The 24,280-nt window shown below is 64.7% G+C and carries 23 protein-coding genes; 1 reads left to right on the top strand and 22 read right to left on the bottom strand.

Translation table 11 applies throughout. The annotated features are described in order from the left end of the window. Positions 1-179 precede the first annotated feature (179 nt). The 18 genes from DFO48_RS14355 to DFO48_RS14255 form a co-directional block, all read right to left on the bottom strand. Complete coding sequence (locus DFO48_RS14355; protein WP_034347976.1) at positions 180-1,451, bottom strand: MFS transporter; 1,272 nt, start codon at positions 1,449-1,451, stop codon at positions 180-182. A 152-nt stretch (positions 1,452-1,603) separates the two neighbouring features. Continuing rightward, entirely contained in the window at positions 1,604-2,668 is a 1,065-nt protein-coding gene (locus DFO48_RS14350; RefSeq protein WP_114863797.1) for a porin, read from the bottom strand. 197 nt (positions 2,669-2,865) lie between these two features. After that, positions 2,866-3,825: a PDR/VanB family oxidoreductase gene (locus DFO48_RS14340; protein ID WP_114863795.1), complete on the bottom strand. Its 960-nt coding sequence runs from the start codon at positions 3,823-3,825 to the stop codon at positions 2,866-2,868. Continuing rightward, positions 3,822-4,847, bottom strand: a complete 1,026-nt coding sequence (locus DFO48_RS14335; protein WP_114863794.1) for an aromatic ring-hydroxylating dioxygenase subunit alpha — start codon at positions 4,845-4,847, stop codon at positions 3,822-3,824. Before DFO48_RS14335 ends, DFO48_RS14340 begins: the two co-directional genes overlap by 4 nt. 24 nt (positions 4,848-4,871) lie before the next feature. Next, positions 4,872-5,093, bottom strand: a complete 222-nt coding sequence (locus tag DFO48_RS14330) for a recombinase-like helix-turn-helix domain-containing protein (RefSeq protein ID WP_003060438.1) — start codon at positions 5,091-5,093, stop codon at positions 4,872-4,874. Between the two features lie 184 nt (positions 5,094-5,277). Further along, complete coding sequence (locus DFO48_RS14320) at positions 5,278-6,255, bottom strand: tripartite tricarboxylate transporter substrate binding protein (protein WP_114863792.1); 978 nt, start codon at positions 6,253-6,255, stop codon at positions 5,278-5,280. A gap of 162 nt (positions 6,256-6,417) precedes the next feature. Continuing rightward, positions 6,418-7,377 carry a VOC family protein gene (locus tag DFO48_RS14315; protein ID WP_003072505.1) on the bottom strand — a complete coding sequence of 320 codons (960 nt, stop codon included), beginning with the start codon at positions 7,375-7,377 and terminating at the stop codon, positions 6,418-6,420. A 9-nt stretch (positions 7,378-7,386) separates the two neighbouring features. After that, on the bottom strand, positions 7,387-8,862 hold the full coding sequence (locus DFO48_RS14310) for an aldehyde dehydrogenase (RefSeq protein ID WP_114863791.1): 1,476 nt from the start codon (positions 8,860-8,862) through the stop codon (positions 7,387-7,389). A 35-nt stretch (positions 8,863-8,897) separates the two neighbouring features. Continuing rightward, positions 8,898-10,595, bottom strand: a complete 1,698-nt coding sequence (locus DFO48_RS14305; protein WP_114863790.1) for a thiamine pyrophosphate-binding protein — start codon at positions 10,593-10,595, stop codon at positions 8,898-8,900. 120 nt (positions 10,596-10,715) lie between these two features. Continuing rightward, positions 10,716-11,516 (bottom strand): SDR family oxidoreductase, encoded by an 801-nt coding sequence (locus tag DFO48_RS14300; RefSeq protein ID WP_114863789.1) that lies wholly within the window; start codon positions 11,514-11,516, stop codon positions 10,716-10,718. Next, positions 11,509-12,381 carry an IclR family transcriptional regulator gene (locus DFO48_RS14295; protein ID WP_199407001.1) on the bottom strand — a complete coding sequence of 291 codons (873 nt, stop codon included), beginning with the start codon at positions 12,379-12,381 and terminating at the stop codon, positions 11,509-11,511. Before DFO48_RS14295 ends, DFO48_RS14300 begins: the two co-directional genes overlap by 8 nt. 161 nt (positions 12,382-12,542) lie before the next feature. Further along, positions 12,543-13,319: an SDR family oxidoreductase gene (locus DFO48_RS14285; protein WP_114863786.1), complete on the bottom strand. Its 777-nt coding sequence runs from the start codon at positions 13,317-13,319 to the stop codon at positions 12,543-12,545. A 315-nt stretch (positions 13,320-13,634) separates the two neighbouring features. Beyond that, positions 13,635-14,393 (bottom strand): 5'-methylthioadenosine/adenosylhomocysteine nucleosidase, encoded by a 759-nt coding sequence (locus tag DFO48_RS14280; protein WP_003072486.1) that lies wholly within the window; start codon positions 14,391-14,393, stop codon positions 13,635-13,637. A 131-nt stretch (positions 14,394-14,524) separates the two neighbouring features. Then, positions 14,525-15,511, bottom strand: coding sequence for a tripartite tricarboxylate transporter substrate binding protein (locus DFO48_RS14275; protein ID WP_003072484.1), 987 nt, complete (start codon positions 15,509-15,511; stop codon positions 14,525-14,527). A gap of 192 nt (positions 15,512-15,703) precedes the next feature. Then, entirely contained in the window at positions 15,704-16,504 is an 801-nt protein-coding gene (locus DFO48_RS14270) for an aspartate dehydrogenase (protein WP_003072481.1), read from the bottom strand. A gap of 42 nt (positions 16,505-16,546) precedes the next feature. Further along, positions 16,547-17,353 (bottom strand): IclR family transcriptional regulator, encoded by an 807-nt coding sequence (locus tag DFO48_RS14265; protein ID WP_114863785.1) that lies wholly within the window; start codon positions 17,351-17,353, stop codon positions 16,547-16,549. 5 nt (positions 17,354-17,358) lie between these two features. Beyond that, positions 17,359-18,237, bottom strand: coding sequence for an alpha/beta fold hydrolase (locus tag DFO48_RS14260; protein WP_114863784.1), 879 nt, complete (start codon positions 18,235-18,237; stop codon positions 17,359-17,361). Between the two features lie 8 nt (positions 18,238-18,245). Further along, positions 18,246-18,779: a cupin domain-containing protein gene (locus tag DFO48_RS14255; RefSeq protein ID WP_003072476.1), complete on the bottom strand. Its 534-nt coding sequence runs from the start codon at positions 18,777-18,779 to the stop codon at positions 18,246-18,248. Here DFO48_RS14255 and DFO48_RS25170 point away from each other — a divergent pair, their 5' ends adjacent. After that, the gene (locus DFO48_RS25170) at positions 18,780-19,010 is read left to right on the top strand and encodes a hypothetical protein (protein WP_147282739.1); all 231 of its coding nucleotides are present in this window, start codon (positions 18,780-18,782) and stop codon (positions 19,008-19,010) included. A 29-nt stretch (positions 19,011-19,039) separates the two neighbouring features. On the opposite strand, the gene DFO48_RS14250 is transcribed toward DFO48_RS25170, so the two are convergent. From DFO48_RS14250 to DFO48_RS14235, 4 genes are all read right to left on the bottom strand, one after another. Then, a complete protein-coding gene (locus DFO48_RS14250) occupies positions 19,040-20,716 on the bottom strand; it encodes a long-chain-fatty-acid--CoA ligase (protein WP_003072474.1) in 1,677 nt (558 codons plus the stop codon). A 213-nt stretch (positions 20,717-20,929) separates the two neighbouring features. After that, positions 20,930-21,994, bottom strand: coding sequence for a class II fructose-bisphosphate aldolase (gene fba, locus DFO48_RS14245; RefSeq protein ID WP_003072472.1), 1,065 nt, complete (start codon positions 21,992-21,994; stop codon positions 20,930-20,932). A 130-nt stretch (positions 21,995-22,124) separates the two neighbouring features. Beyond that, complete coding sequence (locus tag DFO48_RS14240) at positions 22,125-23,483, bottom strand: histidine kinase dimerization/phospho-acceptor domain-containing protein (RefSeq protein ID WP_114863783.1); 1,359 nt, start codon at positions 23,481-23,483, stop codon at positions 22,125-22,127. Further along, positions 23,480-24,175, bottom strand: a complete 696-nt coding sequence (locus tag DFO48_RS14235; RefSeq protein WP_034347967.1) for a response regulator transcription factor — start codon at positions 24,173-24,175, stop codon at positions 23,480-23,482. The genes DFO48_RS14240 and DFO48_RS14235 overlap by 4 nt, the downstream gene beginning before the upstream one ends. Between the last annotated feature and the right edge of the window lie 105 nt (positions 24,176-24,280).

Below are 24,280 nucleotides of genomic sequence, written 5' to 3'. Positions count from 1 at the left end.
GGACGACAGCTTTGCTGAGGCAGCCCATGCTCGGTGTCAGCTCAGATGCGTCGCACCAGGCTCAAGGTGTTTTCTATTAAAAATAGAGCTGTTTACGACTGACCAACAGTCATCTCAGACTCAAAATATGCTGAAACCCATGAAAAAGGAGCGCCAGGCGCTCCTTTTTTGCACGCGCATCACGATGACTGCGCTTCGGCGCTGCGCTCGCGCACCCAGAGCACGATGCCGCAGAGCATCACGATCACCTGCGTGCCTATCAGCGCCGCGAAGCCCGCAAAGAATCCCGCACCGACGCCGCCGCGGGCCGACAGCGCACCTATCACCGCTCCCATGATGGCCGGCATGAAGCCCGCAACCAGACTGCCCGCACCGTTGACCACGCCATAGGCGCTGGCCACATGCTCGGGCCGCGCACAATGCTGCACGGTGCTCGGAATGGCCGGGCTCATCAGTCCCCAGCAGAAGTTGGCTGCAATCAGGCAATAGGCTGCCGCATAGCGGTCTTCCATATGGATGGCCAGCCACACGGCGATCGCCACGCCGAGGCTGCCGAAGACAAAGATCAGCGGCACCTGGCGGCGCGCGATGCGATCGATGATCATGCCACCGACGAAGACCGCCGCCACGCTCGCGTATTGCGGCAGCGAAGCCAGCCAGCCCATCTCGCGCATGGAAAAGCCGCGCGACTCCTTGAGATAGGCGGGCAGCCAGTTGCTGCTGCCCCAGAGATAGGACAGAAAGGCCGCCGTGAGAATGGTGATCAGCCACAGATAGCGCGTGTGCATGGCACCACGCACGATCTGGCCGACCTGGCCCACGGCCTGGCCCAGCGACTGGGGCTTGGGCATGCCGGTCTCCACCTTGGGCATGCGCACAAAGGCCCAGACCAGCGGAACGCCGAGCAGCACGTTGATCAGGCCCAGCACATGAAACGAGGTCTCCCAGTTGTGGCCCACGACCAGGTAGCCGACGAAGGGATAGCCCACTGCCAGGCCCAGTCCGGTGCCCATATTGACCAGGGAGTTCGGTTTGCCGTTCTCGCGGCTCTCGAAATGAGCCTTGATGTAGCTGCCGGCCAGGGAGAACAGCGGCCCCTCGGACACGCCCAGCAGAACACGCGATGCCAGCAGCAGCCCGTAGCTGTTCATGGCCGGAGACAGAAAGGTCACCACACCCCACAGCAGCAAGCCGGCAAACAGGCTGCGGCGCACGCCGAACAGCGCCGCGCAGAACGGCGTGAGTACGAAGGACGAGACACCGTAGCCGACCATGAAGGCCGTGGCCAGCAGGCCCTGACGCGTTCGGTCGTCGGGCGTGAGGCCGATGTGCGACAGAAAGTCGTGATCGGTGATGAGGACCGAGATATTGATCCGGTCCACGTAGGAAATGGCGACGATCACGAACAGCGTGACCACGCCCCACCAGCGCAACGAGCGTGAGTCTTTCATGATAGGAGTCCGGCTAGCGTTGAGAGAGAAAAAAGCCGGGACCGGCACCCGCCGGCCCCCGCCAGGGCGCACGTCCTGGCGGGCGCGCGGTACGGCAGCCGTGCTGCCGCCGAAACCCCGGGGCCGGCCCATGCCGGCCCTGCGGGGCGGGGTCAGAAGAAGTGGCGGATGCCCAGTTCCAGGCCGTTCGCGTTGCCGCCCGGCGTGGTGCCGGGAGCGCTCAGCCCCTGCACGCCGATGGACTTTGCCGCCGAGCCCTTGTTCTTCAGGAAGGCATAAGTGCCATAGACCTGGGTGCGCTTGGAGAGGTTGTAGCCATAGCCCACGCTGATCTTGTTCCAGTCCGCATTGCTGCCGGACAGGTTGTAGTGGCCGAAGGAGGCACGGGCCTCGCCATTGCCCACGGGAGCGGTCACGCCCAGTTGCACGGCCGTGATCTTGGTGCCGCCGCGCTTTTCCGAAGCCCACAGCAGCATGGGCTTGGCCACACCGAAGTCGTAGGACAGGCCCACATTGTTCGCCGTCAGATTGGTGTCGCTGGTGTTGCCGTAGAGACGGCCCGTGGCCAGCGCGCCGTTGAACGCGCCCTGGCGGTAGCCCAGGCGCAGGCCGCGATAGTCGCCCTCGCGCTTGTTGGGCGCGCCGCTGGGCTGCTCGCCGAATGCCAGCTGGGCCTGACCGTAGAAGCCGCCCAGGTTCTGGGGCAGGAAATAGCTCACTGCATTGCTGATCTGTATGGGCGCGCCGCCGGTCGAGGGAACGCCCGGAATGCCCAGCATGGTGAAGGCACCCGTGCCGCCCACGCCGTTGGTCAGGAAGGGATCGAAGATCAGCGTATTCAGGAAAGTGGCCGAGTCGTCGCGCCCCAGGCGCACCTCGCCCCAGTTGCCCATCAGGCTCACGGTGGAGCGGCGGTTGAAGCTCAGACCGCCGCCCGTGGCCTTGCCGGCGCCGCTGTCCACGTCCAGGCCGGCCTCGAGCCAGAAACCCGCCTTAAGGCCGCCGCCCAGATCCTCGGTGCCGCGAAAGCCCAGGCGGCTGATGTTGGCGCCGCCTGTGGAAAGGCCGGTCTTGGAGGCTCCCGAGCCGCCCAGATGAGCCACGCCGACGTCGACGACGCCGAAAAGCTCGACCTTGGACTGTGCCGAAGCGGCGCCGGGCAAAGATGCCAGGCAGGCTAGCGCCACGCCGAGGGCCGGCGTATGGATGGATTTCATGGTTTGTCTCCTCTAGGGGTGGTGGGTTGTCTTCAGTTGCTGGCCCAGGGCCTCACTCGTCAATTCAGCATGGTCCAGCTCAGGGACACCGAGGAAGGTCCCGGGCCGGCCGCGCAGCCCCGCGCCGAGGGTGCCGCCCCCTCTCCCGCGAAGCGGATACAGAGAGGGGGGGAAGGCGCGAAGCGACTCAGGGGGTGTCATATATCCAGGACCAGGCGCTCGCTCTTGCAGCCGGAGACGCAGACCATCATGACCTTGTTGCCAGCGCGCTCCTTGGGGCTGAGCACCGAGTCGCGGTGGTCGGGAACGCCTTCCAGCACACGGGTCTCGCAGGAGCCGCAGACCCCTTCGCAGCAGCTGTGGTCCACATCGACACCGGCGTCCAGCAGCGTGTCCAGCAGGGACTTCTCGGGCGTGATCTCGATGAAGCGACCGCTGCGCTTGAGCTCTACCGTGTAGTTGCTGCGCGCATCGGACGATGCCTTGACTTCCACCGGCGTGAAGCGCTCGATATGGGCATTGGCATGACCGAGCTCGGCGCAGAACTTCTCGAAGGCATCAAGCATGGGCGTCGGGCCGCAGGAATAGTGGTGCAGGCCCGCCTCGGGGGCGCGCTGCGCCAGCAATGCCCGCAGGTCGGGCGGCCCGCCCGCCTCGGCATCGAAGTGCAGATGCAGTGGCATGCCCAGGGCCTGCAGCTCGGCCAGAAAGGCCGCACTCTTGCGCTCGCGCGCAAAGTACAGCATCTCGAACGAGAGTCCCAAGCTCTTCAAGCGGCGTGCCATGCACAGCATGGGCGTGATGCCGATGCCGCCAGCCACCAGCACCGAATGCGTCGCCGTCTCGTCGAGCGCGAAGTGGTTGCGCGGCTCGGAGATGGTGATGGGCATGCCCACGCGCAGCGACTCGTGCACGCAGCGCGAGCCGCCGCGGCTGGCGCGGTCGCGCAGCACGCCGACCACGTAGCGGTGGCGCTCGCTGCTGTCGTTGGACAGGGAATAGCTGCGCACCAGCCCGTTGGGCAGGTGCAGATCGATATGCGAGCCGGCCGTGAAGGCCGGGAACTCACCGCCATCGACCGGGCGCAGCTCCACGCTGATGGTGTCCTGGGCCTCGAAGCGCAGCGTGTGCACAAAGGCCTGCAAGCTGTTGCTCATGATGCGATGCCTTCGTCGATCTGTTCCTGGGCCTGACGACGCAGGTGACGGCGCAGGCGCACCAGGCCGATGTCATGCTGGTAGAGGTTCTCGCGCTCATTGGCGTCGGCTTCCATCTGCTCCATCATGATGCGGTCCTGCTCCAGCACGGCCCAGTGGCGTGCCTCAAGGCGGTTGCGGTAGAGGAAGCGCCAGGTGTCGCGCATCCAGCCCTGCACCTTGCGCGCGCGCCAGAAGAACACGGCGCACAGATCGGCGCTGATGGGCGTGACGCAAGCGACGATGGCGAAGTTGCCGCCGGGGCCGCCGGTCTTGGGGTACGGGATCTCCAGGCGCATCCACTGCACGCCGGTTTCGCCATATTCGGTCCAGTCGAAGTTCACGCCGCGCTGGCCGACCTTCTCGAACACGAAGCCGTGATCGGTGTCACGTACCTGGAAGCTGGCCTTGCTGTCGCCCTCGGCCATGGAGTGCGACTGCTTGTGCAGGAAGGTGCCGTGCATGGGGTCCATGACGTTGTCCAGCGCGTAGCGGTAGTCGCTGCGCCACTCGGCATAGCACAGGAAGTTCGAGTACTCGGGCGAGCTCAGCTCCTCGGGCAGGCTGAACTCGGGAGCCTCATCCACATGCTTGTCGCTGTTGTAGAGAAAGATCGCGCCGTGCATCTCGCGCACATGGAAGGCCAGCGCGGCACGCGAGCCTTCGAGCTTGCAGCCGGGGCTGCCGGGCACCTTGGTCACAGTGCCGTCGCAGCGCACTTCCACTCCGTGGTAGGGGCAGGCCAGGCGGTCGCCCAGGATCACGCCCTGGGACAGCGGCGCGCCGCGGTGCGGGCAGTGGTCTTCCAGTGCATGGACCTGACCGGCAGCGTCGCGCCACAGCGCGATCTTGCGGCCGAAGCGGCGCAGCGAGACGGGCTCGGTCTTGACGAAATCCGAAGGGCAGACCGCATACCAGAGGTTCTTCAGACCCGTGTTGAGCAAACGGTCCACCGGATCGATGGTGATGGTTTGTACGTTCATGGGGTACTCCTGTCCTGTTCTGTCTCAATAGCCCAGACGGGCCATCAGCGCCTGAAAGCTGTCTTCGGTCCAGGGCTCGCCGTTCTCGCCGGCGGGGCCGCTGCGGTTGATGTAGGCCACCAGCTCGGGCAGCGTCTGCACGCCCTCGCCGAAGGCGCGCTCAATGGAGTCGCCCAGCAGGTCCTCAAACAGGGTGGAGGCGCGCTCGCGCGCCTGATGCGGCTCGAGATATCGATCAGCGGCCATGGTTCTCTCCTTCGAAAACTGTCTTGAATCGTGGTTCGGTTTCATTGCCCGGAGCGCTGCGTGCCACCCGTATCGCGGGAAACTGGCGCGGCCCGACCTCAGGGACACCGAGGAAGGGCCGCCCCGCACCGAGGGTGTCGTCCCCCATGGGGGAAGGCGCGAAGCGACTCAGGGGGTTGGTCATTTAGTCGGCCCGGATATCCAGGTCCTTGATGAGCTTGCCGAAGCGGTTGTAGTCGGCAGCGTTGGTCTTTTCCAGACGTGCCGGCTCGCCGCCCGCAGGCAGGGCGCCGAAGGCCGCCATCTTGGCGACCACGTCCGGCATCCTCAGAATTTCATTGAGATGGGTGTTCAGCAGCTTGACGGTCTCGGGCTTCATGCCCTTGGGGCCGAACAGGCCTTGCCAGGCCGACACTTCCACATCCTTGACGCCCTGCTCGGCCAGCGTGGGCACATTCGGTGCCAGCGGGCTGCGCTGCGCATCGGCCACGGCCAGCACGTTGACCTTGCCGCCCGCGTAGGGCGCGATGGGGCCCCAGGTCATGAAGGTCGTGGGCACATGGCCGCCGATCAGGTCGTTGACTGCGGGCGCCACGCCCTTGTAGGGAATGTGGGACAGCTTGGTGCCTGCGGCCTTGTTGAACATCTCGCCCAGGATGTGCATGGGCGAGCCGCTGCCGGGGCTGGCATAGGTCAGTCCGTCGCGCTTGCCCTGGCTCGCCAGGGCCTTGATGTCCTTGATGCCCGAGCTCTGACTGGCGGCCACGAACATGGGCTGCACGCTGGTCTGCACGATGGGCGTGAAGCCGCCGAGCACGTCGTAGCTCGAACCCGCGTTGGTCTTGAGCACGAACTGGGCGATGGCAAAGGTATTGGGCGCCAGCAGCAAGGTGTAGCCGTCGGGTGCGGCCTTGGCCACATGCACGGTGCCGATGGTGCCGCTGGCACCGGGCCGGTTGTCCACCACCACGGGCTGCCCCAGTCGCTGGCCCAGCTTCTCGGCATACAGGCGTGCCATGGCATCGGTATCGCCGCCAGCCGGATAGGCCACGACGATGGTGATGGGCTTGCTCGGATAGGCTTGCGCCAGCGCGGAACCTGACATCTGGGCTGCAGCCAGCAATGCAGCAGCGATAACTACCTGGCGACGAATGTTTTTCATGAAATAGCCCGTGGGGTTGTGGTTAAGCCTCTAGCCAGCCAGAGGATCTGGAGAATTCGCTCACATCAGAGACACCAAGCAAGGGCCGCCCCGCAGCGAGGGTGTTGTCCCCCTCCCGCGAAGCGAGAGAGGGGGAAGGCGCGAAGCGGCTCAGAGGGTGTTTCATTTCTTGTCGGTCAGAAACTTGCCGTCGGCAGCGCCCACGCCCTTCTGGCGTCGGGTGTTGCCGTCCAGGCCGCCGTCAATGGCCCATTCGGCAAACACCGTCGGTCCGGGTTCGAACTCGCGCGGCTGCCAGTCGGCAGTCAGCTGGTCCTCATCGGCGTAGTACTCAACCAGCGCACCGGCCGGATTCTTGAAGTACCAGAAATAGGCCGAGGACACGGGGTGGCGACCCGGGCCGAGCTGGGTGTCCCAGCCGCAGCGCGAGATGTGCATGCCACCGCCGAAGACCTCGTGAATGTCGCGCACGGTGAAGGCCACATGGTTCAGGCCCGCATGCTTGTCGGGGCGCTGCAGCAAGAAGATGTCGTGGTGACCGCCATCGGGCGCGGTGCGCAGGAAGGCGCCTCGCTCGGGATAGCGGTCCGAGGCCGCAAAGCCGAAGTTCTCCACATAGAAGCGCTCGCAGGCCTGCACATCCTTGACGAAGAACACCACATGGCCGACCTCGATGGGCTGGGCGCGCTCATAGGCCGGGCTGGCCTGGTTGATACGGCCCTTGCGGTCCCAGGTGTTGTACTCGGCGCTTTGCATCTGCACATCGCGCTTTTGCGTGAGCTGCAGGCGCACGGCCAGGCCGTTGGGGTCGGTGCAGCCGATGCGGCCATTGCCCTGGACGAAGCCTGGAAGCGCGCGGATGCGATCTGCATACAAAGCCAGGTCTGCTTCGCTTTCCACTCCCCAGACCACCTCGCGCAGCGTGGGGCCGGGCTCGATAGCGGGCGGCAGATCAGGGTGATTGGTGGCAGCCACGATCACGCGGCAGCCGTTCAGTGTCTCGAACACCAGCCGGTCGGCCTGCTCGTCGACCAGGCTCAGGCCCCAGTCGAGGAAGAACTGGCGGCAGGCCGCCAGGTCGTCGGCGCCGTAGCTGATTTCGTCAATGCCCAGTACGCTCATGATCGCTCCTTAATTTGCCCAGGCCAAAGGGGATTCGTTGAGGCCCCAGTACAGGCTCTTTTGCTCCATGTACTGCTGGATGCCCAGGCGGCCCTTCTCGCGGCCCAGGCCGCTGTCGCGCCAGCCGCCGAAGGGCGTGGAGATGGAGAACTGCTTGTAGGTGTTGATCCACACGGTACCGGCCTGCACCGCGCGGCCTATGCGCCAGGCGGCCTTGTAGTCGCGCGTCCAGATGCCGGCAGCCAGTGCGTAGACGCTGTCGTTGGCCTGCTCAAGCAAGGCCTCTTCGTCGTCGAAGGGCATGGCCACGAGCACGGGGCCGAAGATCTCCTGCTGGCAGATCTGGTCGTTGTTGGTCACGCCTTCGAGGATGGTCGGGCGGTAGTAGTAGCCGCGCTCGTACAGCGCGCCCTCGGGGCGGTGGCCGCCGGTGCGCAGCCGGCCGCCTTCGGACAGGCCCAGCTGCACATAGCTCTCGATGGATTCGCGGTGCTTGGCGGTGATCAGCGGGCCCATCTGGGTGCGCTCGTCGGCCGGATCGCCCACGCGCAAGGCGGCGGCCTTGGCCGTGAGGCGCTCCGTGAAGTCGCCGTAGAGCTTGCGTGCCACGAACAGGCGCGAGCCCGCGATGCAGGATTCGCCCGAGGAGCTGAAGATGCCGTAGAGCACACCGTTGACGGCATGGTCGAGGTCGGCGTCCTCCAGCACCATGGTGGCCGACTTGCCGCCCAGCTCCAGCGAGACAGGCATCATCTTGTCGGCCGCAATGCGGGCGATGTGCTTGCCGGTGGAAGTGCCGCCCGTGAAGGACACGCGCTTGACCAGCGGGTGCTTGGTGATGGCGTCGCCGATCACCGAGCCACGGCCGGGCAGCACGCTGACAATGCCTTTCGGAACACCTGCTTCTTCGCAGATTTTGGCCAGCTCCAGCGCCAGGAGCGGCGTGGCTTCGGCGGGCTTGACGACCACGGCGTTGCCTGCCGCCAGCGCGGGAGCGAGCTTTTGCGCCTCGCTGGCGATAGGCGAGTTCCACGGCGTGATGGCCGCGACCACGCCCATGGGCTCGTAGACGCTCATGGTCATGAAGTCGCCACGCGAGGGCGTGATGGTCTCTTCCATGGTCTCGCAGGCTGCCGCGAAGAACTGGAAGGTGCCGGCGGCGCTGGCCACCAGGGCGCGCGTCTCGCTGATGGGCTTGCCGTTATCGAGGCGCTGCAGCTGGGCCAGAGGCTCGGCACGCTCGCGGATCAGCTGGGCCACGCGGTGCAGCACGGCGGCACGCTCATGGGGCTTCTTCTGGGCCCAGCCGCTGGTTCGGAAGGCCTGGTCGGCCTTCTCGATGGCCTCTTGCACATCGGCCAGGCTGGGGGCGCGCAGGCGGGCCACCACCTCGCCGGTCGCGGGGTAGAGCGTGGCGGATTCGTCGCCGCCGCCAAGACGCCATTCGCCGGCGATATTGATGGGGAGCAGTTCTAGGTTCGACATCGTGAAGCTCTTTCGTTCTTGCTGGTCGTGCTGGCTCACTGAGCCTTGGTGGTGGCCGGGATCTGGTCCAGCTTGTTCACCGGAGGGCCCGAGAACGTGGTCTTGAAGCTGCCGATGGCGCGCATGTCGATCTCGAGCAGGAAGGGGCCTTTCTTGCCCCAGGCGCCTTCCAGCACCGCAGGCAGATCCTCGAGATCGCTGATGCGGGCATGGGGCAGCTTGATGGACGCGCACAGCTGGGCGTAGTCGGGGGTGTGCAGCTCCACATAGCAGCGGCGGCCGCCGTAGGACGCATCCTGGATGTTCTGGATCACGCCATAGCGCTGATCGTTCATCAGCACGATCATGGTGTCGCACTCTTCCTGCACCAGGGTGGCGAGCTCGCCCAGGTTCAGGATGAAGCCGCCGTCGCCAGCCAGGCCCAGGGTCTTGCGGCCCGAGCCGCTTTCGGCAGCACCGATGGCCGCGCCAATGGCCATGGGCATGCCCATGCCGATGCCGCCGCCCGTGGCGTGCACGCCGGCGTTGGACTCGAAGAAGCGCAGCTCGCGGTTGCCCCAGGTGCTGTTGGAGACGGTCACGTCGCGCACCCAGTTGAAGTTGCGGCCCACGGCCTGCTGCAGCTGCTGCACCAGGGCGCTGTAGGGGCCCAGGCCGTCGCGCATGGTGGCCACGACTTCGTCGTGCACCTGGCGCAGGTCGGCCAGCAACTCGGGATCAGCCCTGTAGCCGCGCGCTTCCAGGCGGTCGGCCAGGCCGCTCAGGGCCAGGGCCGAGTCGCCGCAGACAAAGCCGTCATCCATATAGCAGCGGCCTTGCTGGGCGGCGTCCACATCGATGCGCAGCAGCGGGCGCGGCAGCTTGAGTTCGTACTTCAGGGTTTCGTTGCTGCGCAGGCGCGTGCCCACGGCCAGCATGGCGTCGCAGCGCTGATAGAAGGCCTCGACGGGCTTCTGGATGTTGTAGGCGCCCAGCGAGGCAGGATCGTCCTCGGGCACGATGCCGCGGCCCTGGCCGGTGCTCACGATGCCGAAGCCCAGGGCCTTCAGACGCTGCACGGCAGCGCCGGCATGGCGGGCGCCGCCGCCCAGCCACAGCAGCGGGCGCCTGGCCTTGGCCAGTTGCTCGGCCAGTGCATCGAGCGCGGCCTCGCCGGGAGCCAGCACAGCCACCGGCAGCGGCGACAGGTCGGCGGGCATGTCTATCAGCGCCTGCTGGATGTCGATGGGGATCTCCACGCTGACCGGGCCCGTGGGGGCGGTCAGCGCAGTCTGCACCGCAGCCTTGAGCGTGGACAGGCAGGTCTCGGCGCTCAGCACGCGGAAGGCAGCCTTGGAGACGGACTTCAGCATGGTCAGCTGGTCTGGCGCCTCATGGATATAGGACAGCTTCTTGTCCAGGTACTGGGTCTCGATCTGACCCGTGATGTGCAAGAGCGGCGTGCCGGCCGTATAGGCTTCCACCAGGCTGCCGGCGATATTGCCCGAAGCCGGGCCGGTGCTGGTGATGCACACGCCCAGGCTGGATGTAGAGCGCGCGCAGGCGTCGGCCATATTGCCCGCGCCGGCCTCGCCGCGTGCCATCACAAAGCGCACCTTGCCGCGAGCAAACATCGCGTCGAGGATGGGCATGTTGTGGATGGAGATCACCCCGAAGGCGGCCTTCACGTCGCAATGCTCGAGGAATTCGGCAACGACGGCGCCGACGGTGATTTGGTTTGCAGTGGATGTCATGTTCTGGTCTGAATTTCGTTGGTGGTCGAAGCCGGCGCGACTCATGCACGGGATGCCAAGCAAGGGCCTAGGCGGCCCCTCTCACAAAGGGTGAGAAGGAGGTAAGCCGCGCAGGGGGTGCTACGCATATCTCGAAAGGCCTCCGGAAACATCGATATGGCTGCCGGTCGTGTATGAAGACAGGGGCGTGGCGAGATAGAAAATGGCTCGTGCGGCTTCGGCGGGTGAGCCCAGGCGACCCAGCGGAATGGACTTCTTGCGGGCCAGCTCGGCGCTCCACTGCTCCCAGCTCTGGCTGCGGTCCTCACGGGCATCGAAGCGGCGGCGCCACTGGCCTGACTCGATGAGGCCGACCAGGATGCCGTTGACGCGCACGCCCTTGGGCGCGAACTCGGTGGCCATGGAGCGCACCAGGTTCTTGAGACCGGCGCGCGCCGCCGAGGTCGCGACCATGTGGGGCTCGGGCTGGGAGGCCAGCAGCGAGTTCACACAGACAATCGCCGACTCCGCGCCGCGCTCGAGCTGCGGCAGAAAGGCGCGCGTGGGATGCAGCACCGAGAAGAACTTCAGGTGCAGCTCCTCGGTCCAGGCTTCGTCGCTGGTGTTCTCGAAGGTCGAGACACGGCCCTGGCCGGCGTTGTTGATGAGGATGGAAGCCGGGCCCAGAGCCGCTTCGCTGGCGCGGGCGAACTGCTGCACCTGCTCGGCATCGAGCACATCGCAGGCCTGGGCGAACAGGCGCTCGCGGGCTTCGGGGTGGCGCTCGAGCAGCTGCTTGACGGCCTGCTCCAGGCGTTCGGGATTGCGGCCGCACAGAGCCACGCGTGCGCCCTGGGCCAGCAGCAGCTCCACGGTGGCCAGGCCTATGCCCGAAGAGCCGCCGGTGACGACGGCTGTCGCGTCGAGTTTGAAATCATGCATGGCCGCCTCCTGCGCGCCTTGAAGTGATGGACAGAACCTGCGCGCTGGACTGCGGCCGGTAGTTGAGCAGCTCCGACAGTTCGGCTGCCGCCGCGCAGACACGCGGCACCAGCTCCGTCTGGCGCTCGAGATCGATCTGGGCCGAGGCCAGGGTCACGCCCAGGGCCGCGATGACGCGGCCGCTGTGGTCGCGCACGGGAGCGGCGATGGTGGAGATCGAGCTTTCGTAGAAACCGGCACCAGCCACATGACCGCGCTCGCGATCGGACTGAACCAGGTCGAACAGCTCGACCACGGTCCTGGGCGTATTGGGCGAATGGCCTTCCAGATGCTCTTCGGGATAGAGGGCACGCAGCTCGGGCAGCGAGAGGTCGGCCAGCAGGATGCGACCCAGCAGCGTGGCATGGGCAGGCAGCCGCGTGCCCACGCGCACCGAGCTGGTCAGCGGCGTCGGCGGCGTGACCTTCGCCACATAGACGATGGAGCGGCCGTCGCGCACCACGATGTTGCAGGGGAAGCGGATTTCCTCGCACAGCCGCGCGATCACGGGCTGGCCCAGCTCGGTCAGGTCCATGGAGGACAGGAACTCGAAGCCCAGACGCAGCACGGACAGGCCCAGCCGGTAGTCGTTGCCGCCCTCAGCGCGCTGCAGAAAACCCATGCTCTCCAGCGTGTTGAGCATGCGGAACACCGTGGCGCGCGGCAGCTGCAGGCGACGCGCCAGCTCCGGCGCGCCCAGCGTGGCGTTGTCGCGGCCGAACTCCTGCAGCAGGCGCAGACCGCGCTCCAGCGCGGGCACCATGTACTTGTCGGAGCCGCCGTCCGGCGCGCCACCAGCATCTTCAGGAATAGTGGAAGCAGACATATCCAACTTTCGGTTCATTCCAGCTTGTTGCACCCAAGCTTGAAGCGCCCCCGCTGCATGCACCGTTTCCGTCGCCAGAGACAGCAAGCAAGGGCCGCCCCGCAGCGAGGCTGTCGTCCCCCTGGGGGGAAGGCGCGCAGCGACTCAGGGGGTAATCCATATCAATTCATGACGAAGCCGCCGTTAACGGGCAGCACCTGCCCCGTCACAAAGCGCGCACCGTCCGACAGCAGATAGGACACGGCACCCGAGACATCCTCGGGCCCCTGCTCGCGCTGCAGCGCGCGCTGGTCGATATAGAGGCGATGGCGGTGCTCGGGCACGTACTCGGTGGCCTCGACCAGCACCAGGCCCGGCGCCACGGCATTGATGGTGATCGCATCCGCGCCCAGCTCGCGCGCCATGGAACGCGTCATGGCCATCACGGCACCCTTGCTGGCCACATAGGCCATCAGGTTGGGAGCGCCCCACATGGCAGTGTCGGAAGCCAGATTGACGATGGCACCACGACCGCTGTCCTTGAGAGCCGGGCGGCAGGCACGGGTCATCAGCCAGACGCCGCGCACGTTGACGTTCATCACCTGATCCCACTTTTCCAGGGCGATGTCGTCCATGCCCTTGCCGCCGGAGTCCGTCACGGCCGCGTTGTTGACCAGGCCGTCCAGGCCGCCGAGGGTCTGCACGGCCTGCTGTGCGCACTGTTCGATGGAATCCGGGTTGCTCGCATCAAAGGCGACGCCGTGAGCCTCGAAGCCCATGGCGCGCAGCTTGGCAACGGCTTCGTTCAGCAATTCAGCGCGCAGATCGGCCATCACAAGCTGCGCCCCCTGCTGGCACAGCGTCTGCGCAAAAGCAAAACCCAGGCCGCGCGCAGCGCCGGTCACAAGAATCCGGCGCCCAGCGAGCTGACCGGTGGAAGGCATGGTGTTGAGGGTCATCTTAAACCTTGTTTGTTTCAAATATGAAATGACACTTTTTTCTTGAAACAAGTCTGCAGTTTAGTGAGCCTTCTTTTGAGTCAATACCCGGAGAAACCCGTAGTCCCCACCCCACAGCGACACACGGGCGTAAAAAAACCGCGACAAGCGCGGTTGAAAGGAAAACGGGGCAACAAAAGGTATCCGATCCGAACTATCGGTGGACCGGATCAGAGGTCATCAATATCAATAGCTTATAGCGCTTATCAATGAATACTTTCAGACTTAAAACACCTTAAAAATCATATCTATCAATAGCTTACAGCTACTAAAAGATTAGCAAACAGCCTGCTTCTTCGCCGGTGTCTGGCGCAGAAAGTCCAGTACCACGCGTTGCGCGTAGCGGCTTGCCACCGTGCGCACGAAATCCGAGAAGTCCACATGGGCGCTGTCGTCCGCCCTGTCCGAGATGGTTCGCATCGCGGCAAACGGCGTGCCGTAATCCAGGCAGGTCTGGGCCACGGCGGCGCCCTCCATCTCCACGGCCAGCACGGCGTGGCCGGCAGCCTCCAGATCGGCTCTGAGCTGGGCGCTGGCCTGGCGCGAGCTGACAAACTGATCGCCGCTGGCAATCAAGCCCTGATGGACGCGAGCCGAAGCATATGAAGCCACGATGCCGGAGCGAACCGCAGAATCGGCAGCCTGCACCAGCCTGTCCGTCGCCGCCGCGTCGCAGGCCATGGTGCTGCAGCCGTAGCCGGGCAACTGCCAGCGCGGAAAGATCGGCGAGGCATCCATGTCATGCTGCAGGAAAGTCCGCGCGATGACCACATCGCCCACGTTCACGCCCGCGCCGATGCCACCGGCCACGCCGGTGAACAGAATGCCGCGCACGCCGAAGCGCTCGATCAGCGCGGCGGTGGTGGTGGCAGCGGCCACCTTGCCGATGCCCGACAGCGCACACACCACCTCATGCCCGTGCAGGCGGCCCAGCCAGAAGTCGCGCCCGGCATGGCGCAGGCATTGCATGCCCTGCATGGCGTCGACCAGGCCGTGTTGTTCTTCGGCAAGAGCGCTGAGAATGGCAAGCGTCATGGATGGGGATACTCCGGAACATGGGCCGGGCGGCCCTGGTGAAAGCACAAAAGAAAGTACAAGGAAAGCACAAAAGCGGCACCAGGCCGCTTTTGGGGGATGCGCAAGAGGCGCGATTAGAGCACGAGGGCCTACTGCGCCTCGATCTCATGACTTTTGATGATGGGCGCCCAGAGTCCGGTTTCCTTGCGGATCAGCTCGCCGAAGGCCTCGCCCTTGACCACCCAGGGCGTCATCCCCTGTGCCTTGAGCTGGTTCAGTGCTGCCGGGGTCTTCAGAATCTTGTCGATATCCTCGCCCAGTTGCTTGACCACCTCTGCAGGCGTGTTCTTCGGAGCCAGCACGCCATACCAGGAGGAAATGGCAATCCCCGGCACGCCAGCTTCGGCCAGGGTCGGCACATTGGGCAAAAAGCCCGAGCGCGAACCATCGGTCACGGCCAGAGCGCGCAGCTTGCCCGACTGCAAATGTGGCAGCACGGTGGGCAGATTGGCCACGATCATGGGAATGGTTCCGCCCAGCACATCGGTCACGCCCTGGGCCGAGCCTTTGTAGGCCACATGCATGATGTCCGCGCCCGACTTGTCCTTGAACAGCTCGCCGGCCAGATGCAGGCTGGAGCCCACGCCGGGCGAAGCGTAGCTGATGGAGTTGGGCTTGGCCTTGGACAGCGCCACCAGCTCCTGAACCGACTTGGCCGGCACCTGCGGATTGACCGCAATGACATTGGCCGTGCGCCCCATGGAAGCCACGGGCACGAAGTCGCCGAACACGCTGTAGGGCAGCTTGGGCATCAGCGTCGGATTGATGGTCAGATTGCCCTGCGGCACGACCAGCAGCGTATGGCCGTCGGGCTTGGCGCGCTTGACCATGTCTATGCCGATATTGCCGCTGGCACCGGGACGGTTATCGACGATGGCGGCCTGCTTGTAATGCTCGGTCAGGCCGGTCGCCAGAATGCGCGCCAGGATGTCCACAGGACCGCCGGCAGGGAAAGGCGCGATGACGGTGAACTGCGCGGCGGAAAGCTGCTCGGTGGCAGTCGCCGCATGGGCGACGGGCAGAGCCAGGACGCTGGCCAGCGCCAGGCAGGATTTGAGAAAGTCGGAGCGTTGCATGAGGGTTCCAGAGGAAGGAGATGTCAAGCCGGCCGAGGTTCGATGCGCAGCCCCTTTGATGATGCGCAAGGAAATATTCGCACAGGCGTGACACCATGCTGATGTGGGAAAGGTCTGCGTGCAGGTTTCAGCAACAAGCAAGAGAGGTGCCAGGGCCGGTGGCGCGCATGGCGCCCCTGGCCTGGCGCCGGATCAGATGGCCAGCGGCGCCACGTTGTTGAGCACCGAGCGCACGACGCTGTACACCGTCAGCGCCGAGGTCTTGGGATTGGCCGCCAGCGGCTTGCCGCGCATGGTCAGTTCCATGGCGCCGAAGGCGCCTCGGGCCTCGACCTGGTGCACGTTCTCGTGAACGCCAGGATCGGCAAACAGACGCACCATGGTCTTGTCCAGCCCCAGTCCGGCCAGCGACAAGGTGGCCGCCACATTCGCATTCTTGGGATAGAGCTGCGCGGCCTCGCGCGCCGATCCCTCGAAGATGCAGAAGGCCTCGGTCAGGCTGTCCAGGTCGCAGACCTGCTCGGCCGGGGTACCGCTCCAGGCCTTGGGCGGCTTGCGGCCCGTGTAGACCACCGTCTCCAGGCCGCCGACACGCGCCGCAGCCAGGGCATCAATGCCGCCGATGGCGCCCGACAACAGCTGGGCCTGTGTGTTGCCGGCCTCGGCCGCAGCCTGTACACGCTCGGCCATGCCCGGTGCGCTCAAGGCGCCTATGGATGCGATGACCGCAGGAATGCCACGCGCCAGCGCCGGCAGCACATGCTCCTCGATGGCGGCATGGCCTGCGCATTCCACCAGCAGATCCGGCACCGCATCGCTGGGCAAGGCCTGCAGCAGCTGCGCCTGTGGCGCCAGGCGGGCAGCCGTCTCGCGCACGGCTGGCGTGATCTCGGGAACCAGTACCCAGCCCACCTGCAACCGGGTATCTCCGCTCAAAAGCTCCAGAACACTGGAGCCAATCGCGCCGCAGCCAATCAAAGCAATATTTTTCATCTCTAGACTCCTGAAAAATGCGCTGGCCCGGCGTGATCTGGGTCAGCGCAAATGGTCCGGGTGCTGCTGGCGCAAATGAGCCGACAGAGTCTCTGCCGCCTCCAGCACCTTCTGCACCCAGAGCTGGGTTTTTTCGGGCCCAAGCTCGGTAAACGGAATGGCCATACCCAGCCCCGCAACCACCTGCCCGTCTGCGGTGCGCACCGGCGCTGCAATACTGGAAACGCCAGGCTCGTAAAAGCCCTCTCCCATGGCATAGCCGCGCACGCGATCCTCGGCCAGCAGACGCAGCAGCTCGTCGACATTGCGCGGCGTGCTCTCGGAGAACTGGGGCAGTTCCTCGCCGCCGAACACCGAGCGCAGCTGCGCGCCATCCATGTCATGCAGCAGGGCTCGTCCAAGCACCGTCGCATGCGCCGGCAGACGCGAACCCACGCGCACCGCACCCTGGAATGCTCCGGACGGAGTGACGCGCGCCACATAGACCACGGAAGTGCCGTCGCGCAATGCAAGATTGCTGGTCATGCCCAGCTCATCACACAAGGCCTGCAGCACAGGCTCTGCCAGTTGCGCCAGCGGCTGGGTGGACAGATAGTCATAGCCCAGGCGCAGCACGGCCAGACCGAGCCGGTATTCGGTTCCGCTGCGCTGCAGATACCCCGAGTTTTCAAGCGTGGTCAACATGCGAAACACCGTGGAGCGCGGCAGCTCGAGCTTGCGCGCCAGCTCGGGCGCGCTCCAGACCGGTTGCGTCGGACCAAAGCAGGCCAGCAGGCGCAGCCCTCGATCCAGAGCGGGCACGGTGTAACGGTCTTGTTCGTTGGTTGAAATCTCAGGGGTTTCGCTCATAGCAATCAGCTGGTATTGGGGCAATAGCTTTGGTTCAACAAAGATGCCAGCCTATGCGCGACCTCCATTGGTTGTTCCACGGGTGAAGCATGACCGGCAGCCGCAAGCGTACCGTAGTGCGCGCCCAGCAACTCAGACCAGGACTTGCAAGCTGCAGGTGTAGTCACCACATCGTGCTCGCCGACCCAAACCTCGACCGGCATGCCCAGCCTGCCCTGCGCCTGTGCCAGATCGCTGCCGCAAAGCAACTCGACCGCCTGCGCATAGCCCTGCGGCTGCATGCGCGCCGTATTCCAGCGCACCCAGGCACGCACGGCTTCAGGCGCCCCGGAAGACACCAGACGCTGGTCGATGACGGCCGCCAGGCCGGCGACGCCTTTGTCGGCCAAAGCCGCCAGCCGGCCCTCGCGCACCTTGGCTTGCTGCTCGGCCTTGGCCGCCGCGCCGTAGCCGCCTGCCGGACTGATGAGCACCAGTTGCTCGACCAGTCCCGGCGCGGCCATGAGCGCCAGCCTGGCCGCCATCAGGGCGCCCAGCGAGTGCCCGACCAGGATGCAGCGCCGCACGCCCAGCACAAGCAGCGACTGGGCCAGCGCCTGCGCATAGTCGGCATCGGCAGGCGCCGATTGGGCCAGCGGCGTCGACACGCCATAACCGGGGGCATCCCAGGCCAGGACACGCACTTTGTCAGCCAGCTGCAGCGCCACATCCAGCCAGGATGCGGCCCCGGAGCTGATGCCATGCAGCAGCACCACCGCGAAGTCGGAGCTGGCGTCGCCTGCCTCGCGCCAGGCGACCTGGACGCCCTGGGGAAGCTTCACCAGTCGCTCGGGAAAACCGGTCTGCAGCAGCTGCAGTTTCAGCGACAGCAAATCCTCGTGCATGACGAAGCTCAGCGCTTGATCTTGGCCAGAGGATGCTCGGGCGGATAGGTCGGGGTGACGGGCTTTTTGGCACCCAGCATCACGCACATCAGCGCATCTTCATCACCGACATTGATCTCTTCGCGGTACACGCCGGGCGGCACCGAAACCACATCGCGATCGGTCAGGATGGTCTCGAAACGCTCGCCGTCCTTTTCCAGCACCAGCTTGAGCTTGCCGCGCATCACGAAGAACACTTCTTCCACATCGGTGTGCAGATGCGAAGGGCCTTCATGGCCGGCAGGAATCACCATGGTGGAGAAGGTGAAGTTTTCCGACGGAATGGTGTTGCTGTCGGAGGCCACGCCCGTGCCGCCCGTGCCGATGTAACGCATCTGGCCGCGGCGGTATTTAGGATCAAAGTCGGCCTGGAACTTCAGGGCATCGAAGTCGTACTTGCGCGTGGCAAAGCGTGCAATGCGTGTGCTCATCCAGTCTTCAAAGCTGGAGCCCTCGGGGCGATCCCAAGTACGGGCGCTGTTGTCTTGTGCGATCTCGCTCATATGTCTCTCCTGAAACCGTTGGTGAACACAAAAAGCGATCTGCTTTTTGTTTTACTAATAAAACCAGGTTCATTTGGCGAAACAATTATAAGAAGACTTGCCCGATATCAACAAGCACATTTCCTTGTCGGTGCGGTGGAGACCGGTTTGGGCATGACGTTTCGCCCCGGCCAGCACAGGCAGCGAGCTGAAAAAAGGCGCAAAAAAAAGGAGCGCCAAGCGCTCCTGTGAACTCGCCTTGAAGGACAAGATGAAAACTCTCAGGCGTCGCGCAGCTCCCTGCGCAGGATCTTGCCCACGGGAGTCTTGGGCAGATCGGTGCGAAAGACGATGTGGCGCGGACGCTTGTAGCCGGTCAGATTGGCTTGGCAGTAATCGCGAATGGCCTGCTCGGTCAGTGCCGGGTCTTTCTTGACGACGACGAGCTTGATGGCCTCACCGGACTTTTCGTCGGGCACGCCGACCACCGCGCACTCCAGCACGCCGGGGCAGTTGGAGACCACGTCCTCGACCTCGTTGGGGTAGACATTGAAGCCGCTGACGATGACCATGTCCTTTTTACGATCGACGATCTTCACAAAGCCGCGCTCGTCCATGGTGCCGATGTCGCCGGTGAGGAAGTAGCCATCGGCCGTCATGACCTTGGCAGTTTCGTCGGGGCGCTGCCAATAGCCGGCCATGACCTGGGGGCCCAGCACGGCGACTTCGCCGGGCTGGCCGGGCTCGTTCACGTCCTGGCCGTCACTGCCGACCAGCTTCACATAGGTGCTGGGCAGGGGCACGCCGATGGTGCCCGAGTAAGCCGTGGCCGTGACCGGATTGCAGGTCACCGAAGGGCTGGTCTCCGAGAGGCCGTAGCCCTCGCAGATGGGGCAGCCGGTCTTCTTGAGCCACAGCTCGGCCACGGCACTCTGCACGGCCATGCCGCCGCCCACCGAGACCTTGAGGTGACTCCAGTCCACGGTGCCGAAGTCGGGGTGGTTGGCCAGTCCGTTGAACAAGGTGTTCACGGCCGGAAAGCTGTGGAAACGGTGCCTGGACAGCTCCTTGAGCGTGGCCTTGAGATCGCGCGGATTGGGAATCAGCACGGTTTTGCCGCCGGTGCGCATGGCCAGCATCATGTTCACCGTGAACGCGAAGATGTGATAGAGCGGCAGCGCGCAGATACTGGTGGGTTGTTCGCCGGCCGGCACCTTCTTCATGGCGGGCTCGTTCCAGGCTTCGGACTGCAGCACGTTGGCGATGATGTTGCGGTGAAGCAGCACGGCCCCCTTGCTCACGCCCGTGGTGCCGCCCGTGTATTGCAGCAGCGCCATGTCGTCGGCCTTGAGCACCGGCGCATTCAAGGTCGCACCGCGCCCCTTGGCCAGTGCGTCCTTGAAGCGCACGGCGCCGGGCAGGCTGAAGGGCGGCACCAACTTCTTGACGGAGCGAACCACATAATTGACCAGCATGCCCTTCAAAAGCCCCAGCTCGTCGCCCATGGCGCAGAGCACGATGTGCTGCACGGCGCTGCCATGCATGCCGTCCTGCAGGGTCTTGGCGAAGTTCTCGATGATGACAATGGCCTTGGCGCCCGAATCCTTGAGCTGATGCTCGAGCTCGCGCGCCGTGTAGAGCGGGTTGACGTTGACCAGCACATAGCCGGCACGCAGAACCCCGGCCACGGCCACCGGGTACTGAGGAATATTGGGCATCATCAGCGCCACGCGGTCGCCGCGCTGCAGTCCCAGGCTTTGCAGATAGGCGGCAAACAGCTTGCTCTGCGCATCGACCTGGGCGAAGCTCAGCTCCTTGCCCATGAAGGAATAGGCCACCTTGTCGGCATGCTTGGCAAATGCCTCCTCCATCAAGGCCACCAGCGATGAATACTGGGACGCGTCAATGTCCGCAGGAACTCCCTCTGGATAAGCATTCAGCCAAGGACGGTCACTCATTCTTCTGTCTCCGTGTCTTATCGTCTGATCCGGCCATTGTGATAAAAAGCACGGTCGTTCGATACTGTAGTAACCCTAGGAAACAAGCCTAGTCACCTTGGTAACAGAAGTCAAAACCCATGAAAAAAGCCCGCAGGCAACAGACTGCGGGCTTTGAGTGTTTTCAGCTTTCAGCGCCTACTGGCAAAGCACTGAAAGCTATCAAACTTGAGATTACTTGACCAGCTGGGCCAGATCGCCGGCGGCGTACTTCTTGGCCATTTGCTCCAGGCTGTAGCCCTTGATCTTGCCGCCCTGGCCTTCGCAGCCGAACTCGATGTAGCGGGCCTTGCAGACTTGCTTGGCCGCTTCGCGGGCCGGCTTGAGCCACTCGCGGGCGTCGAACTTGTCGGGGTTCTCGGCCAGGAACTTGCGCACCGCGCCGGTCATCGCCAGGCGGATGTCGGTGTCGATGTTGATCTTGCGCACGCCGTACTTGATGGCTTCCTGGATTTCTTCCACGGGCACGCCGTAGGTTTCCTTCATCTTGCCGCCGTACTGATTGATGATGGCCAGCAGCTCCTGGGGCACGGAAGAGGAGCCATGCATCACCAGGTGGGTGTTGGGGATGCGGGCGTGGATTTCCTTGACGCGGGAGATGGCCAGGATGTCGCCTGTGGGCTTGCGGCTGAACTTGTAGGCGCCGTGGCTGGTGCCGATGGCGATCGCCAGCGCATCCAGCTGGGTGGCCTTGACGAACACCGCAGCTTCTTCGGGGTCGGTCAGCATCTGGCTGTGGTCCAGCTTGCCCTCGGCACCGATGCCGTCTTCTTCGCCGGCTTCGCCGGTTTCCAGGTTGCCCAGGCAGCCCAGCTCGCCTTCCACGGTGGCGCCGATCTGGTGGGCCATGGCCACCACCTTCTGGGTCACGTCCACGTTGTAGTCGAAGGACGAAGGGGTCTTGCCGTCGCTCATCAGCGAGCCGTCCATCATCACCGAGCCGAAGCCCAGATTCAGCGCGCCCTGGCAGACTTCAGGCGTGGTGCCGTGGTCCTGGTGCATCACCAGGGGAATGTGGGGATACATCTCGGCAGCCGCCTGGATCAGGTGCTTGATGAAGGGCTCACCGGCGTACTTGCGGGCACCGGCGCTGGCCTGCAGGATCACGGGCGCGCCGACTTCGTCAGCCGCCGACATCACGGCCTGGACCTGTTCCAGGTTGTTCACGTTGAAGGCGGGGATGCCATAGCCGTTTTCAGCAGCATGGTCCAGCATTTCGCGCATCGAGATCAAAGGCATGGTGGGTTCCGTTCAAAGTTTTGAGAGGCAACGCCCCCGGCGATGAATCACTGCAGTGCGCCGCACGACAGCTGTGGCCCGGGGAAAGACCAGCGGCCACGCTTCTGTAACCGCTTAGTAACCGGGTATTTTAACCGGCTAGCGGTATTTCCATGCGATAGCAGGTGGTGAAGCCTTGCGGTGCCTCGGCCACCATGAAGCGCCCGCCATGGGCCTGCATGACACGGCTGACGATTTCATGGCCCAGATGCAGACTGTCCGCGGGCGGTACATGCTCTGGTGCAGCATCACGCCTGCCGTCATCGCAGACCTGCACCCAAGCCAGCGCCCGGATCGAATCAAGACCGGCCTGCACCTCGATCTGTGTGCCGCCCGGCGTGTGGCGCACGGCGTTTTCCACCAGATTGCGCAGGGCCGAATCGAGCAGCAGCGCATTGCCGCGCACAGGCAGCTCCTGCGGGGCATCCACGGAGATCATGTCTTCGCGCTGCCAGGCATGCTGAGCCTGTGCCGCCGCCACACTGCGCACCACATCGGCCCAGTTCACGGTCTGCAAAGGCGCATCCAGCATGCCGCGTCCGGCTCTGGCCAGGGTCAGCAACTGATCGAGCACATGGCCGGCATGCAGTGCGTCCTGACCGATGCGCTGCAGCGCGGCCTGCATGACAGCGGCATCGGTCTGCCCCCCCGACTTCAGTGCCTGGGCCTGCAAAACGATGGATGCCAGCGGCGTGCGCAGTTCATGGGCCACTTCATTGGCCAGATTGCGCTCGCGCTCCAGTGCCTGCTGCTGGCGGTCGAGCAAGGTGTTGATGGAGCTGACCATGGGCGAGAGCTCGCGCGGTACATGGGCGTCGGACAGGCGCTGGTCACGACTCAGATCCAGTGCCTCCACGCGTTGCGTGAGCTGATTGAGCGGACGCATGCCGCGGCGCATGGCAACACCCAGCGCAATCACTATCACGGGCAGCAGCCAGAAACCCGGCTCAATCATCTGCATGGCGATGTCGTCGGCCAGACTGTCGCGCTCGGCCAGGTCGATCATCACCGTGACCTTGGCTTTTCTATCTTGACTCCACTGGGTATAGCTGCGCCAGGCCTGGCGTTTATCCGCACCAATCGTGGCAAAGCCCTGCTCGATGCCGAAGTCCGGTAAAGGCGCCTGTCCGGTGCGCGAGATCAGCAGGCCTTGCGCATTCCAGAGCACCACGCTCAGCGACTCCTGATAGTCGTGGGCGTGCAGGCCTGCAGGCGGCTGGACAGCCGTGGTCTCTCCGGCCGGCACATCGTCCTGCACATGCCAGTTCAAGGTCAGCGCAGCCACTCCGGCCAGGTGTCCGTCGGTCAACTCGTCGGCCTCGTGCACCCCGGTCTGGTAACCCCAGATGACGAAGCTGCCCCAGACCAGCGCCAGCGCGCCCAGCATCCAGGCCAGCAGATTCAGCTGCAGCGAGCTGCGGCGCATGCCGGTCTGCGGCATGGCCTTCATTCCTGCTCCTGCGGCATGAAGTAGCCCACGCCGCGCATGGTCACAATGATCTTCTGGCCCAGCTTCTTGCGCAGATGGTGGACATAGACTTCGACGGCATTGCTCTCCACCGTATCGCCCCAGCTGTAGAGATGCTCCTCGATCTGCGGGCGTGACAGCACCCGCCCGCGCGCCAGCAGCAAGGCCCAGAGCACGGCAAATTCGCGCGGTGAAACCTCCACCTTCTGCCCCGCCTGCCTGATGGTGCGGGCAGCCGGGTCCACCTCCAGATCCGCATGGCGGATCACCGGCGATGCCTGACCGGCCGCGCGGCGCATCATGGCGCGCAAGCGTGCCTCCAGCTCGTCCATGTCAAAAGGTTTGACCAGGTAGTCATCGGCGCCCAGATTGAGCCCCGCGACCCGGTCCTGCACCTGATCGCGTGCCGTGAGGATCAGCACCGGCGTGGCCGGATCCGGCAGTTGCGGCACACCGGGACGGCCTGTCTGCAGGCGCAGGCGGCGCACGACCTCGCTGCCATCAGCATCGGGCAGACCCAGGTCCAGCAACACGGCATCGAAGCGCTCGGTGCTCAGGGCATGCCAGGCCTCGGCCACGCTGGTGCACACGTCCACCGCATAGCCGCGCTGCATGAGATTGGCTCGCAGCCCTGCTGCAATGCCTTCGTTGTCTTCGACCACCAGAATTCGCATGCACGCATTGTGCGCGGCAATCCGCAATCCGCTCAACTGGCTGGTCAACGCCGACGCCCACCTCCCCTGCTTGCGCATGGGCTTGACATCCGCAAGAGCGGATTT

Source organism: Comamonas sp. AG1104 (genome assembly GCF_003350425.1).
GTDB lineage: Bacteria > Pseudomonadota > Gammaproteobacteria > Burkholderiales > Burkholderiaceae_C > Comamonas > Comamonas testosteroni.
This window is presented reverse-complemented; position numbering and strand designations above follow the sequence as displayed.

Bases quoted from the DNA above. Each gene is read 5' to 3' on its own strand.
- DFO48_RS14355 (WP_034347976.1), bottom strand. From the start codon at position 1,451: ATGAAAGACTCACGCTCGTTGCGCTGGTGGGGCGTGGTCACGCTGTTC.
- DFO48_RS14350 (WP_114863797.1), bottom strand. From the start codon at position 2,668: ATGAAATCCATCCATACGCCGGCCCTCGGCGTGGCGCTAGCCTGCCTG.
- DFO48_RS14340 (WP_114863795.1), bottom strand. From the start codon at position 3,825: ATGAGCAACAGCTTGCAGGCCTTTGTGCACACGCTGCGCTTCGAGGCC.
- DFO48_RS14335 (WP_114863794.1), bottom strand. From the start codon at position 4,847: ATGAACGTACAAACCATCACCATCGATCCGGTGGACCGTTTGCTCAAC.
- DFO48_RS14330 (WP_003060438.1), bottom strand. From the start codon at position 5,093: ATGGCCGCTGATCGATATCTCGAGCCGCATCAGGCGCGCGAGCGCGCC.
- DFO48_RS14320 (WP_114863792.1), bottom strand. From the start codon at position 6,255: ATGAAAAACATTCGTCGCCAGGTAGTTATCGCTGCTGCATTGCTGGCT.
- DFO48_RS14315 (WP_003072505.1), bottom strand. From the start codon at position 7,377: ATGAGCGTACTGGGCATTGACGAAATCAGCTACGGCGCCGACGACCTG.
- DFO48_RS14310 (WP_114863791.1), bottom strand. From the start codon at position 8,862: ATGTCGAACCTAGAACTGCTCCCCATCAATATCGCCGGCGAATGGCGT.
- DFO48_RS14305 (WP_114863790.1), bottom strand. From the start codon at position 10,595: ATGACATCCACTGCAAACCAAATCACCGTCGGCGCCGTCGTTGCCGAA.
- DFO48_RS14300 (WP_114863789.1), bottom strand. From the start codon at position 11,516: ATGCATGATTTCAAACTCGACGCGACAGCCGTCGTCACCGGCGGCTCT.
- DFO48_RS14295 (WP_199407001.1), bottom strand. From the start codon at position 12,381: ATGTCTGCTTCCACTATTCCTGAAGATGCTGGTGGCGCGCCGGACGGC.
- DFO48_RS14285 (WP_114863786.1), bottom strand. From the start codon at position 13,319: ATGACCCTCAACACCATGCCTTCCACCGGTCAGCTCGCTGGGCGCCGG.
- DFO48_RS14280 (WP_003072486.1), bottom strand. From the start codon at position 14,393: ATGACGCTTGCCATTCTCAGCGCTCTTGCCGAAGAACAACACGGCCTG.
- DFO48_RS14275 (WP_003072484.1), bottom strand. From the start codon at position 15,511: ATGCAACGCTCCGACTTTCTCAAATCCTGCCTGGCGCTGGCCAGCGTC.
- DFO48_RS14270 (WP_003072481.1), bottom strand. From the start codon at position 16,504: ATGAAAAATATTGCTTTGATTGGCTGCGGCGCGATTGGCTCCAGTGTT.
- DFO48_RS14265 (WP_114863785.1), bottom strand. From the start codon at position 17,353: ATGAGCGAAACCCCTGAGATTTCAACCAACGAACAAGACCGTTACACC.
- DFO48_RS14260 (WP_114863784.1), bottom strand. From the start codon at position 18,237: ATGCACGAGGATTTGCTGTCGCTGAAACTGCAGCTGCTGCAGACCGGT.
- DFO48_RS14255 (WP_003072476.1), bottom strand. From the start codon at position 18,779: ATGAGCGAGATCGCACAAGACAACAGCGCCCGTACTTGGGATCGCCCC.
- DFO48_RS25170 (WP_147282739.1), top strand. From the start codon at position 18,780: ATGTCTCTCCTGAAACCGTTGGTGAACACAAAAAGCGATCTGCTTTTT.
- DFO48_RS14250 (WP_003072474.1), bottom strand. From the start codon at position 20,716: ATGAGTGACCGTCCTTGGCTGAATGCTTATCCAGAGGGAGTTCCTGCG.
- fba (WP_003072472.1), bottom strand. From the start codon at position 21,994: ATGCCTTTGATCTCGATGCGCGAAATGCTGGACCATGCTGCTGAAAAC.
- DFO48_RS14240 (WP_114863783.1), bottom strand. From the start codon at position 23,483: ATGAAGGCCATGCCGCAGACCGGCATGCGCCGCAGCTCGCTGCAGCTG.
- DFO48_RS14235 (WP_034347967.1), bottom strand. From the start codon at position 24,175: ATGCGAATTCTGGTGGTCGAAGACAACGAAGGCATTGCAGCAGGGCTG.